Annotated in this window: 11 protein-coding genes; 7 read left to right on the top strand and 4 right to left on the bottom strand. The window is 42.6% G+C overall.

The window, feature by feature from the left end; all coding sequences use genetic code 11:
- Positions 1–3: 3 nt before the first annotated feature.
- Genes trmB through B5D77_RS24695 form a run of 3 tightly spaced genes read left to right on the top strand, consistent with a single transcriptional unit; the run spans position 4 to position 2,102 of the window.
- Entirely contained in the window at positions 4–639 is a 636-nt protein-coding gene (gene trmB, locus B5D77_RS24705; RefSeq protein WP_106909854.1) for a tRNA (guanosine(46)-N7)-methyltransferase TrmB, read from the top strand.
- A gap of 34 nt (positions 640–673) precedes the next feature.
- Complete coding sequence (locus tag B5D77_RS24700) at positions 674–1,282, top strand: hypothetical protein (protein WP_106909853.1); 609 nt, start codon at positions 674–676, stop codon at positions 1,280–1,282.
- A gap of 19 nt (positions 1,283–1,301) precedes the next feature.
- Positions 1,302–2,102, top strand: a complete 801-nt coding sequence (locus B5D77_RS24695; RefSeq protein WP_106909852.1) for a tetratricopeptide repeat protein — start codon at positions 1,302–1,304, stop codon at positions 2,100–2,102.
- A 135-nt stretch (positions 2,103–2,237) separates the two neighbouring features.
- Here the strand turns inward: B5D77_RS24695 and glgA are convergent, their stop codons facing one another.
- Together glgA and dacB are read right to left on the bottom strand one after the other, a co-directional pair.
- A complete protein-coding gene (gene glgA, locus B5D77_RS24690) occupies positions 2,238–3,716 on the bottom strand; it encodes a glycogen synthase GlgA (RefSeq protein ID WP_008199992.1) in 1,479 nt (492 codons plus the stop codon).
- A 220-nt stretch (positions 3,717–3,936) separates the two neighbouring features.
- Positions 3,937–5,361, bottom strand: a complete 1,425-nt coding sequence (gene dacB, locus B5D77_RS24685; protein WP_008199991.1) for a D-alanyl-D-alanine carboxypeptidase/D-alanyl-D-alanine-endopeptidase — start codon at positions 5,359–5,361, stop codon at positions 3,937–3,939.
- Between the two features lie 174 nt (positions 5,362–5,535).
- Here dacB and gorA point away from each other — a divergent pair, with 174 nt between their 5' ends.
- Positions 5,536–6,888, top strand: a complete 1,353-nt coding sequence (gene gorA / locus B5D77_RS24680; RefSeq protein ID WP_008199989.1) for a glutathione-disulfide reductase — start codon at positions 5,536–5,538, stop codon at positions 6,886–6,888.
- 205 nt (positions 6,889–7,093) lie between these two features.
- On the opposite strand, the gene B5D77_RS24675 is transcribed toward gorA, so the two are convergent.
- Positions 7,094–7,522, bottom strand: coding sequence for a CAAD domain-containing protein (locus B5D77_RS24675; RefSeq protein ID WP_106909851.1), 429 nt, complete (start codon positions 7,520–7,522; stop codon positions 7,094–7,096).
- Positions 7,523–7,847: 325 nt separating this feature from the next.
- Here B5D77_RS24675 and B5D77_RS24670 point away from each other — a divergent pair, with 325 nt between their 5' ends.
- Together B5D77_RS24670 and B5D77_RS24665 are read left to right on the top strand one after the other, a co-directional pair.
- Entirely contained in the window at positions 7,848–8,081 is a 234-nt protein-coding gene (locus B5D77_RS24670; protein ID WP_039899814.1) for a DUF433 domain-containing protein, read from the top strand.
- Positions 8,078–8,419, top strand: coding sequence for a DUF5615 family PIN-like protein (locus B5D77_RS24665; RefSeq protein WP_002759489.1), 342 nt, complete (start codon positions 8,078–8,080; stop codon positions 8,417–8,419). Before B5D77_RS24670 ends, B5D77_RS24665 begins: the two co-directional genes overlap by 4 nt.
- Before the next feature lie 9 nt (positions 8,420–8,428).
- Here the strand turns inward: B5D77_RS24665 and pcrA are convergent, their stop codons facing one another.
- Positions 8,429–10,750, bottom strand: a complete 2,322-nt coding sequence (pcrA, locus tag B5D77_RS24660) for a DNA helicase PcrA (RefSeq protein WP_106909850.1) — start codon at positions 10,748–10,750, stop codon at positions 8,429–8,431.
- Between the two features lie 326 nt (positions 10,751–11,076).
- On the opposite strand from pcrA, the gene metK reads away from it, so the two are divergent.
- Complete coding sequence (metK, locus tag B5D77_RS24655; RefSeq protein ID WP_106909849.1) at positions 11,077–12,327, top strand: methionine adenosyltransferase; 1,251 nt, start codon at positions 11,077–11,079, stop codon at positions 12,325–12,327.
- Positions 12,328–12,511: the final 184 nt, after the last annotated feature.

Here is a 12,511-nt window from a genome sequence, read left to right as displayed (position 1 = left end):
TCTTTGGCTAAAGTTCGCGTTCGTCAGCACGTCAATCCCTTAAGTCATAAATATCGCCATCCGATCGCTCCCCCCGATTGGAATCAAGTTTATCAGGATATGACGCAACCTCTCCATCTTGATATTGGTTGTGCGCGGGGTAAATTTTTGTTACAAATGGCCCAAGTATATCCAGAAATTAATTTTTTGGGCATTGAAATTCGTCAACCTTTGGTAATTGAAGCGAATCAGGAACGGGAACGTTTAGGATTGAGTAATCTCGCTTTTGTTTTTGGGAATATGAATGTTACCCCAGAAATTTTACTGCAATCTTTGCCCGCAGATAAGTTATTTCGGGTGTCGATTCAATTTCCCGATCCTTGGTTTAAACAGCGTCATAGTAAGCGTCGGGTTGTGCAGCCGGAATTAGTCATAGCTTTGGCTAAGTATATGGTAGCTGGGGGCTGGGTTTTTTTACAGTCGGATGTAGAATTGATCGCCCTGGAAATGACGGAGAGATTTCAAGCACATCCCCATTTTGTTCGGCAACATCAAACCCCCTGGTTAGAGGAAAATATTTTCCCCGTACCGACGGAAAGGGAAAAGTCCACTTATAATAAGGGTCAACCGGTTTATCGCTCGCTTTTTCGAGTTCGGTAGCTTCAGTTAAAATATCTTGGCACTGTCTGAAATCATGGTTAGAAATCTCGACTCACCCCTAATACTTGAGGACAATAATCGCCCCCCTGTCTCTCAATTGCTAGAATTTCTCTTAACCAAAGAAAAAAACAATAAAAAAACTAAAGAAAATCTGACTTTTGAGGCTTTAGTCGGTACTTGGCGATTATACTTTATCACGGGAACTCAAAAAGCGAAAAAGAGAGCGGGAATTGTTTTGGGTAAGGGTCGTTATCTACCGTCCTGGTTAAAAATTACCATCTCTTACCAAAGAAATGAGAGCTTAGAACTGGGAGAATTTGTCTCTGGAACCGTCAGCAATCAGATAGTTTTAGGAGCAGTAAAACTATCTGTAAGCGGTCCGGTTAAGTTTTTTCCTAAAACCCGTCTTCTTGCCTTTGATTTCACCAGGCTCAACCTAACCCTATTTAATCGCTCTCTCTATTCTGGTTTTATTAGAAATGGCCAGGTAAGCGAAGCGAATTTTTATCGGGAAAATATCAAAAAACAGGCATTTTTTGCCTATTTTCTGATCACAGAAACAATGATAGCAGCCCGGGGACGAGGGGGAGGATTAGCCCTTTGGGTAAAAGAGGTAAGTGAGACAAAACTAGCTGAAAAATAAGTTATTAGAGGAGAAATAGATGGGATATTCTATCGAGGTAGATGGGACAAATTTTGACAGTGAAGTGATCGAGAAGTCCTATATAAATACAGTGATTTTAGACTTTTATGCTCTTTGGTGTGGACCCTGTAAATTGGTAAAACCGATGCTGGAAAAACTGGCAAGCGAATATAATTTTATCCTAGCCAAAATAGATATAGATAAAAATCCCGAATTAGCCGAACAATACGATGTGGAAGGAGTTCCCGATGTGCGAATTGTCAGCAAGGGAGAAGTGTTACCCTGTTTTGTCGGTGCTTTGCCAGAAGAACAAATTAGAGACTTATTTTCCCGTCTCGATTTACAATCGGAATTAGAAGCAGGATTAGCAGAAATACAAGAAGCGATTGCCCTCGATAATTTGCCCGCAGCTAAACAATTATTTGATCGTCTTTTTCCTAAATATCCCAACGAACCGCGATTAGTTATTATGGCGGTAAAATTTCTCATGCGTCTAGAAAAATGGTCAGATGCCTACCGATTAATCAGTGTTATTAAAGAGGAAAATCCTGTTATCAAAGGTTGGAAAACTCTCCTAGAATTTCAACAGTTAAAACTAGAAAATAATCCCCTCGATCCGATATTTTTTACTGGGATTAATTTCGCATTAAAAGAAGATTATGCCGCCGCTTTAGATAAACTGATCAGCCTGGTGGAAGAAAGTAGAAAATATCGTCAGGATGGGGCAAGAAAAGCCATGTTAGCTATATTTCAGATTTTGGGATTTAGTCATCCCCTCACCCAAGAATACCAAGCAAAGTTAACATTTCTGCTTTACTAAGTAGGGTTTACTAAAAAAGTTTGTTGGTGGGGTTAGGAATCGGTCAGAACTAAAGCAATTCCCCAGTAATTTCAACAAATCTATTCCTCGAATTTCTGTTGACAACTGCCAGGGAATTGCTAGAGACAAGACAGTTTATTTGTGGCGAATCATTTCATAGAGGGCAACGTATTCTTCCCCGGGGCGGTTCCAAGAGTAATCGCATTCCATGCCTTGGATTGCTAATTTTTGGAATTCTTCTGGTTGAGTGTACCACAATTCCAATGCCCGGGACATGGCTGATTCGAGGGCATTATTATCGGGATCAAAAAAGACAAAACCATTGCGTTCTTCCGGTTGGTGATGGCTATCATAATCGCGATCAAAAACCGTATTAACTAAACCACCAACTCCCCGGACGATGGGAACGGTTCCGTATTTTAAGCCGATTACCTGTGTCAGTCCGCAGGGTTCAAAATTACTGGGAACCACAATCATATCGGCCCCCGCATAAATGAGGTGAGATAATTCCTCATTAAAGCCCAATTCAATATGGACATCAGGGTTATTATTTAGGTGATTTTTCTCATGCCAGAACCAGTTATTAATTAACGATTCGGTGGCGGAACCTAAGAGGACAAATTGCGCCCCGCGAGCTAAGGCATAATACATGGCATGGTGAACTAAATGTACGCCTTTTTGGTCATCTAAACGACCGACATAACAAATTAAGGGTTTGTCTCCTTCATCTCTTAACCAGAGTCTTTCTCGCAGTGCCTTCTTATTGCGTGCCTTCTCGGAGAAGCTATCAACACCGTAGGGTGCAGCAATAAATTTATCCACTTCCGGGTTCCAGATATTGTAATCTAAACCGTTGAGAATGCCGGTAAATTTGTGTTGATGCAGGTGAATTGTATGACCTAAACCGTAACTAACATCGGTGTGGTGTGCTTCCCAAGCATGGTGGGGTGAGACGGTATTGAAATAGTTGGAAAAGACGATGCCACCTTTCATAAAATTAATCACAAAAGGATTGAAGTTATCACGCAGTCGGGCATAGCTAAAGTAGTAAGTATCGTTATTTAATCCTGTTGCCCAGAGAATTTCCGCACCAGCAAATCCTTGATGTTTAAAGTTATGGATGGTGTAGAGAACGCGCTGATTGCCCATGCCATGATATTTATAAATTTCAAAAAGTAAGGGCGGAATTAAACCGGTTTGCCAGTCGTGACAATGAATTATATCGGGACGTTTATTACTTCTGAGCAAAAATTCTAAAGCGGCTTTGCAGAAGAAGGCAAAACGCATATTATCGTCTTTACAACCGTAGTAAGTACCGCGATTAAAGAAATTATCCCCCGAATTGGGTTGAATAAAGAAACACAAGCGCCCGTGTACCCAACCACAAAAAACGTTACAGTGAATTGCCCCACCGAACCAAGGCACCCACAGATCCCGATAAGCCTCGTGTAAGCCCCAAATTTGGTCGTAGCGCATACAATCATACATGGGCAGGATTAGCTCCACGCAATGACCGCGAATTTCCAATTCTCGACTCAATCCATAGACCACATCCCCCAATCCCCCAGCTTTAATCACCGGGGCGCACTCAGAGGCAACCTGAACTATATACATATATCAATAACTCCGTCGATTAATCTACAGGTCAGCTAGAAGCAATTTTTACAAAAGTATACAGTCTTCTGTGATTAAATTGGTCGGTCGATCGAATTAGTTGCGGGTTGGGGGAGTGGGAATTATGAATTATGAATTATGAATTATGAATTGGGTAGTGGGGGAATTTAGCTGAAATTTCCCTAAATCCCTATCTCCCTATCTCCCTATCTCCTAAAGATTAACAGCGTTTTAGCTGTCCTAGGAGCAAAATCACCTCATCGATGCCGTTTCTGAGGGTAGTGGCGGGTTTATCGCTGTTATTTACGGTTATGCTAAAGATGAGGGGTTGCTTGTCGGCGGTTTCTAGATAACCGGCGAGGGCGATAACCCCGGTTAATGTCCCGGTTTTTGCCTGTAATCGTCCTTCTAGGGGAGTCTGGCGAAATCTATTGGTTAAAGTGCCATCAATGCCGCCAATAGCTAAAGAACGCCGATAATCAGTATTTTCTGCCATTATTTGTAAGATTTCGCCTAAAGTCTTTGGTTTAATTAGGTTTTGTCGTGATAGCCCCGAACCATCGCCGATTTTATAACTATCGCCCTCAATTCCCAGTTTTGTTAAAGTTTCTTGCAATCCTGAGACACCGCCGAGCATTTGTAGTAGGGTTTCGGCCAGTAAATTATCGCTATTTTTATTGACTTTTTCCACCAAATATGCCAGGGGTTCTGATTCTAAATTGGTGATTTCATCGCCGCGAATTTGTGAGCTAATTTCGGCGGTTTTAACGGTAATTCCCGCTTTTTCAAGGATATTACGCCAGCGAGCTAGGAAATACTCCGAAGGTTGGGGAATAGCTAAATTAAAATCATCTTGACTATTTATCGGCAGAGAACCGGTGATAATCAGGCGATTATTGGCTAAATTGCCCTTAATTGCCAAAGTATTCGGGGTTCCTTGCGATGCAGTGCTGGTTTGATTCTCAATTAGCCATTGTTTAGCGGCAATGGGATCAGACCATTGTAAATCTAAGCTTTGCCCCAATTGTCGCGGTAAAAGCCTTAAAGTGACGGAATTTTCGTTTAAAACCAAGCTAGAAGCACTAACTGCGTAGTCAAAAAAGACATCTTCCCATTCCCAGTTTTTTTGACTATCGGAGACGACAAAAGGACTAGCAACGACAATTAAGCGAGAAATTGAGTTAATTCCCCCTGCTTTTAACTTTTCTGCTAATTTTTCTAACTTTTCTGTGGTTATGGTGGCATCTCCCCTCCCGACTAAGGTTAAAGTCTCTAAATCGGGGGGGTTGCCTTGGGCTAAAATGGGGGTTTTCAGACGATAATCGCGGTTAAATTTGCTGAAAGCGGCGGCAGTGGTTAATAATTTCGCAGTAGAAGCGGGAGTAAAAAAGTTATTTTCGTGGAGACTATAGAGATTTTCCTGAGAATTAAGGGATTTTACTAAAATTCCCCAATAAGCGCCTTGATAATCGGGGCGGGCTAAAATGCGATCGATCCTGCTGGCTAAGTCTGCTGGACAGATAAACTGGGAAGGGGGGGAATTGTCTTGACTGATGGGGGTTGCGAGGGTGAGGGGATGGTTTACCCAGAGAAATAGGGAACAGGTCCCCAAGAGAAAAGATAATTTCGAGCGGCGTGTTAGCATAGAATTAGATCTTCGCAGTAGTCAAATTGGCTCTAATTTAGCAGCATTAGTGACTATATTGTGCTAGTTACTCGATAGATTCAGTTAGGGATTGATCCGAGATATTCTCTCCCCTTTTTGCCCAGAAAGTTTTTTGATTCCGTCAAATTTCTATTTATTCGCGAGGATATTTTTATGAGTTATGATTTTGATTTATTCGTGATTGGTGGTGGTTCTGGGGGTATTGCCACCGCTAGACGGGCGGCCGAATACGGGGCAAAAGTGGGATTGGCAGAATATGATCGTTTAGGAGGAACTTGTGTTAATCGCGGTTGTATTCCCAAAAAATTAATGGTTTATTCTAGTCGTTTTCCGCAACTATTTAAGGATGCGGAAGGTTACGGTTGGAGTGCGGTAGAGAGTCAATTAAATTGGCAAAAATTAATTAGCGCGCTTAATCAGGAAACTATCCGTTTAAATGGCATTTATCAAAAGATGCTCGATAATTCTCAAGTGACGATTTTTCCTAATTATGCCAAGTTTCTTGATGCCCATACCCTCGAGGTGGGAGAGGAGAAAATTACTGCCGATAAAATTTTAATTGCCGTGGGGGGACATCCCGTTAAACCTGATATTCCGGGGATCGAACATACGGTAGTTTCTGATGCCATGTTTCAACTGCCGGAACAACCGAAAAGAATTATAGTTTTAGGGGCGGGATATATTGGGGTAGAATTTGCCGGTATTATGCACGGATTAGGGACGGAAGTGGTGCAGTTAATCCGTAAAGACAAGATTTTAAGAGGGTTTGATGAGGATATCCGCGATGAAATTCAAGGGGAAATGATCCGTCAGGGAATTAAAATTATGCCCGAAACTTTCCCCACTTCGATCGAGAAAACTGACGAAGGTTTAAAAGTACATATTCAGGGAAAAGAAACCGCAGAAATTCTCTTTGTTGATGCCCTAGGATTAGCTGCTACTGGAAGAATCCCTAAGCTGGAAAAATTGGGCTTAGAGAATGTCAATGTCGAGGTCAAAAATCGGGCAATTGTCGTCAACGAGTATAGCCAAACCAGCGAAGATAATATCTATGCCGTGGGCGATTGTACCGACAAAATTAATTTAACTCCCGTGGCGATTAATGAGGGGCGAGCTTTTGCCGATACAGTCTTCGGTAATAAACCCCGGTTAATGAGTTATGAAAACGTTCCTTCGGCAGTATTTTCTACTCCTGAAGCGGCGACGGTGGGATTAACAGAATTGCAAGCAAAAAACCTATATGGTGACACGGGAATTAAAGTTTATCGGTCTAAATTCCGCCCCGGTTACAATGTTTTACCAGGCCGAGAGGACAAAACTTTGATGAAATTAGTTGTCCATCAAGAAAGTGGTAAAATCCTTGGGGCGCACATGGTGGGAGATCATGCCGCCGAAATTATTCAAGGAGTAGCCATTGCGGTAAAAATGGGGGCAACAAAAGCCGATTTTGATGCCACTGTCGGCATTCATCCCAGTGCTGCCGAGGAATTTGTCACCATGCGTTAAGTAGGGAGGCACAATTATTTGTAGGATGGGTTAGCGGTAGCGTAACATGAGCGGTTCATGCTTCAACCCAACCTACTTTTTGCCGCAAATCCTATTTAATTTCACCCACCCACTTATTCCTTCTAGACTTCTTTAATGTTCAGATTGTGCAAAAACAAAAGAGTTGAGTGTTTCCGCTCAACTCCTCGGTTATCTATGCTTGATTCTATAAAGGGTTATTGTGACTGCCAAAAACTTGCGCTTTTAGTGCATCAATTTCGGCTAATAACTCGCGACGATTTTCATCCTTGAGCAGATAGCGCCAGACAAACCAACCAGTGTAAACGATCCCAACTAATTGTAGGATAGGAGCAAGGAGGGGAATATCATCGATCGCATCTAAAACCGCTAGGGTAACTTTCACGGTGACAAAACTCGCTAAAATTGCCCCCAGAACGATTAAAGGTTTTTTGTATCCAGAGAAGAAACTACCGATATAATCGGGGACATTAGCCAGATAGGACATCACCGAATCCCAAACTGGTTCTACATATTCAGACCAAATCTGTTCGGTGCTGCTGCTGGGTTTGCTCAGAGACCCGGGTAAATCCGTTCTAATCGGATTTTTGGTCTCGGTCGGTTGCATTGATTCCATATTAACTGATCCTCATCATAAAGGTTAGACAGTGCGCGAATACGACCAACAGGGGTCAATTTTAACAGACTGAATAGACTAACTCGCTGTTGCCCATATTATCGGATAATTGCGATAGTAGGCGGAAAGTTTCTCAACAACTATTAAGAATCAAGGGTTTAGCTTCTCAATTCTATCGTCAGTCTGACCGCAATTCTCCATTCTAACAGCAGGTAGCGATCGGAGTTGAGGAATCGGGGGGGGTCAGTTGGGTGCTAGGGATTGGTTGTTAGGATTACCAGATAAGATAATTAAATGCAGACTAAATATCTTCGAGATGCGTTCTATGGACTCAACAGTTAGCTTGCTTACCCGCATTACTCAAACACCCGGCCAGTGTGGTGGTCGTCCTTGTATTCGGGGGATGCGAATTCGAGTAACGGATATTTTGGAAATGTTAGCGGAGAATGTGAGCATAACTGAAATTCTAGAAGACTTTCCCGATTTGGAACTCGCAGATATCCAAGCTTGTTTACTTTTTGCAGCACGGTGTACGGATTTTCCTAAACTAACGGCATGAAAATTTGGATTGATGCTCAACTACCTCCAACTCTAGCAAGCTGGTTATCAGCGACCTTTGATTTAGAAGCATCGTCCCTGCGAGACTTATCCCTTCGAGATGCTCAAGATATCGAGATCTTTGCAGCAGCGCGAGCGGAAAATGCCGTGATTATGACCAAAGATAGTGACTTTATTGATTTGGTTTGTCGTCTGGGAACACCTCCTCAAATTTTATGGTTAACCTGTGGTAATGTCACAAATCAGAATCTGCGGCGATTACTGACAGCTACTTTACCCGATGCGTTGAAACAACTAGAGCAGGGAACAATAATTGTAGAGATTAGCAATACTCCTTAAAATCCTCCCCTATTCCTGGATAAGTTGCATGGGTGCGGTGCGAGGATCGATGATTTTCTGACCTAAACCCGAAAATTTGACCGCTAGATTCATTTTTTTGCCCGTACCGAGGATATGGGTCACTTCTCCTTCTCCAAAAGTAGAGTGTAACACTCGATCGCCTACCTGCCATTTTCTTTGATCAGAGACAGCTTTTTCCATGGCAACCACTTTTGGGGTCTTTTTCGGTTTCAGGTTGCTTGTGAGCAATTCTGGGGGCAATTCCTGCAAAAATTGGGAAGCTACCTTCGTCTCTTTATTCCCCCAGACATATCTTTCTTTTGCGTAGGTTAAAAATAATTGTTCCTTGGCCCGAGTCACTCCCACATAACACAAACGCCGTTCTTCCTCAAGGGCAATGGGATCGTTTAAACTACGATTATGGGGAAAAATGCCCTGTTCTAAACCGACTAAAAAGACGAGAGGAAACTCTAAACCCTTGGCGGAATGAAGGGTCATTAACGAGACTTTTTCTTGACCTTCCTGAAGATTATCTAAATCCGAGGCTAAACTAGCACTAGCGAGAAATTCCCGTAGATTAGTTTCCTCGTTTTCCTCTTGGAATTGTACCACGGCGCTATAAAGTTCTTGGATATTTTCGATCCGGGTATCAGCTTCCTCGGTTCCCTGTTGTTTTAACTCATCGATATATCCCGAATCTTCCATGATTTGGTCTAGGATTTCACTAGCGGATAAATCGGTGATTTTTTCTTGCAGGTTTTGGATAATTTTAGCTAACTTATTGATGCTTTTAGTGGCACGACCGGCGAGAGTATTAACGGAAGTTTCATCACTGATAATTTCCCATAAAGGCACTCCTAATTCTTGGGCAGCTTTGAGCAAATTATCGATTGTGGTTTTACCGATACCGCGCCGGGGAGTGTTAATAATTCTCAGTAAACTAACCGTATCGGCAGGATTGGCAATCACTCGTAAATAGGCGATCGCATCTTTAATCTCCTGTCGATCATAAAATTTAAATCCCCCGACAATATTATAGGGGATATTATTGCGAATTAACCCATCTTCAAAAGGACGAGATTGGGCATTAATTCGGTAGAGAATGGCAAAACTACCCCAATTTAATTCGGGGTTTTCTTGGGTAAATTCTCGAATTTTATCGATAACAAAAGCCGCTTCTTCCTGTTCATCTCTGGCTTTAAAAACATAAATACTATCACCCCCTTCTCTGGTGGGAACAAGAACTTTATCGATTCTTTGACTATTCTTTTCAATTAACTTATTTGCCGCTTGCAGAATATTCTCCCGTGAACGATAGTTTTCCTGTAGTTTCACCATCGTGCGAGTATCATCATCGGGTAAACCATCGCCAAAGTCCGCTTGAAAATTGAGCAGAATAGTAAAATCCGCCATCCGAAAACTATAGATAGATTGGTCGGCATCACCCACCACAAAAATCGATCGATCCGTCCAATTCCACTCACTTTTTTGGGTTTCACCATTGGTGGACAAAAGCCGAATTAACTCGTACTGAATCCGGTTAGTATCTTGGTATTCATCGACTAAAATATGCTTAAATTGCGTGTGCCAATAACCGAGAATAGATTCATTTTGCTGAAAAAGACGGACTGGAACCAGTATTAAATCATCAAAATCTAGGGCATTATTTTGTGCCAATTGCATCTGATAAGCCTGATAAACCTCAGAAATGACCTTTCCCCGAAAATGAGGGTTTTCTCTGGCGTAATCTCTGGGGGTTAAACCTAAATTTTTGGCATTACTAATCGCATAACGTAGATTGCGAGCATCAAATTTTTTATCGTCTAAATTCATCTGTTTAGTGACGATATTTTTCACCAAACTCTGGGCATCAGATTCATCCATAATCGAAAAATTCCTTTGCCAACTATGACCATATTCATCCTGATATTTATTAATGTCATAGCGCAAAATCCGACCGCAAAGACTGTGAAAAGTCCCGATCCAGAGTTTTTTAGTATAATTCCGATAAACTTGAGAAAAGAGTTTTTTCTGTTCGTATTCTTCCAAAAGTTCTAATCTTTGACCGTATTTTTCCTGTGCTTTTTGTTGAGCAAAAGTTTTTTCAATTCTAGTTTTCATTTCCCGGGCCGCCTTATTGGTAAAAGTGACCGCGAGAATATTTTCCGGATCGACCCCATGATGACGGATCAAATGGGCGATACGATAGGTTAAAGCGCTAGTTTTTCCCGATCCTGCCCCAGCAACCACCAACAAGGGGCCGCAAAAATGCTCGACAGCAAGGCGCTGGGAGGGATTGAGTTGTTCTAAATAATCGGCTGTGACTGTCATAATCTTTGCATATAGCTCTGCGACCTCTATTAATCAGGCTACATCATCGAGACGGGGATCGGGCATTAGTCAACCCCTTGAAGAGATAAAAATTTTTTTGGGCTAGTTTGTTTCAAATCGCTCAAGATTCTAAGTTGTCATCTACAATGGAATTAGCGGAGACGCAAGTTTCCGTTCACTCCTCACACCACACTCCGTCCGGACAATGTTCGGGCGGTTTCTTATTGAAAATATTCGATCTCTACAAATTCCCTGTTACACTGTATAGTCAAAGATTTCCGAGAATCTTTTACCGTTCAAATGTACTACCATGTGAGGGACATCACTTGTCTAAACGTTATTTGTTCACCTCCGAATCGGTTACAGAGGGACATCCCGATAAAATTTGTGACCAGATTTCTGATACCATTCTCGATGCTCTGTTATCCCAAGATGACCACAGTCGTGTAGCGGCTGAAGTGGTTGTCAATACGGGGTTAGTCTTGATTACCGGTGAAATCACCTCGAAAGCGCAGGTTCATTTCGTCAATTTAGTTCGCAGTAAAATCGCTGAAATCGGTTATATCAACGCAGATAACGGATTTTCCTCGAATAGTTGCACCGTTTTAGTCGCTTTAGACGAACAATCTCCCGATATTTCCCAGGGTGTCACGGCTGCTCAGGAAAATCGCGAACTTCTCAGCAATGATGAACTCGATAAAATTGGTGCGGGAGACCAGGGTATTGTCTTCGGTTTCGCTTGCAATGAAACCCCCGAATTTATGCCCTTACCGATTAGTTTAGCCCACCGCATCGCTCGCCGTTTAGCGGCAGTCAGAAAAACGGGTGAACTGTCCTATCTGCGTCCCGATGGTAAGACGCAAGTATCGGTCATTTATGAAGATGGTCGTCCCGTGGGTATCGATACTATCCTTGTTTCTACCCAACACGATGCTACTATCGGCGATATCACCGATAATGATCTCGTCCAACAAAAGATTAAAAGTGATCTCTGGGAAGCGGTAGTACAACCGGTCTTCAGCGATTTAGAGATTAAACCCGATGCCAATACCCGTTATCTGGTTAATCCCACCGGAAAATTCGTCATTGGTGGACCCCAAGGCGACGCGGGATTAACGGGACGGAAAATTATCGTCGATACCTACGGTGGCTATTCTCGTCACGGTGGCGGCGCTTTCTCCGGTAAGGATCCTACCAAAGTCGATCGCTCCGCGGCCTATGCTTGCCGTTATGTGGCCAAAAATATCGTCGCTGCTGGTTTGGCCGATAAGTGCGAGATTCAAGTGGGTTATGCGATTGGGGTAGCTCGTCCGGTAAGTGTCTTCGTGGAAACCTTTGGCACTGGCAAAGTCGCCGATGATGTGATTCTGGACTTAATCAATAAATACTTTGAACTCCGTCCGGCCGGTATTATCCAAACCTTTAACCTGCGCGGTTTACCCAGTGAAAGAGGCGATCGTTTTTACCAAGATGTGGCCGCTTATGGTCATTTTGGCCGCAATGATCTCGATTTACCCTGGGAAAAGACCGATAAAGCCGCTATCCTCAAAGAAGCTTTGACTTCTGTGGTAGTATAGGGTTAGAAATTAACTGCAATTTTTGATTGAGGAATAGAGTTTAAGGCTCTATTCCTTTTTTGGACGGTTTTTAAACAGAAAAAGCTATATTTAGGGTCTGCTGAAAAAGTTTTTCCTGGGGGTAGGAGTCAGTAGCCGGTCGTCAGTAGCCGGTCGTTTCAGGCTTTGTTGCCCTTGTTTTTTG

The organism is Microcystis sp. MC19, assembly GCF_003019735.1.
GTDB lineage: Bacteria > Cyanobacteriota > Cyanobacteriia > Cyanobacteriales > Microcystaceae > Microcystis.
This window is presented reverse-complemented; position numbering and strand designations above follow the sequence as displayed.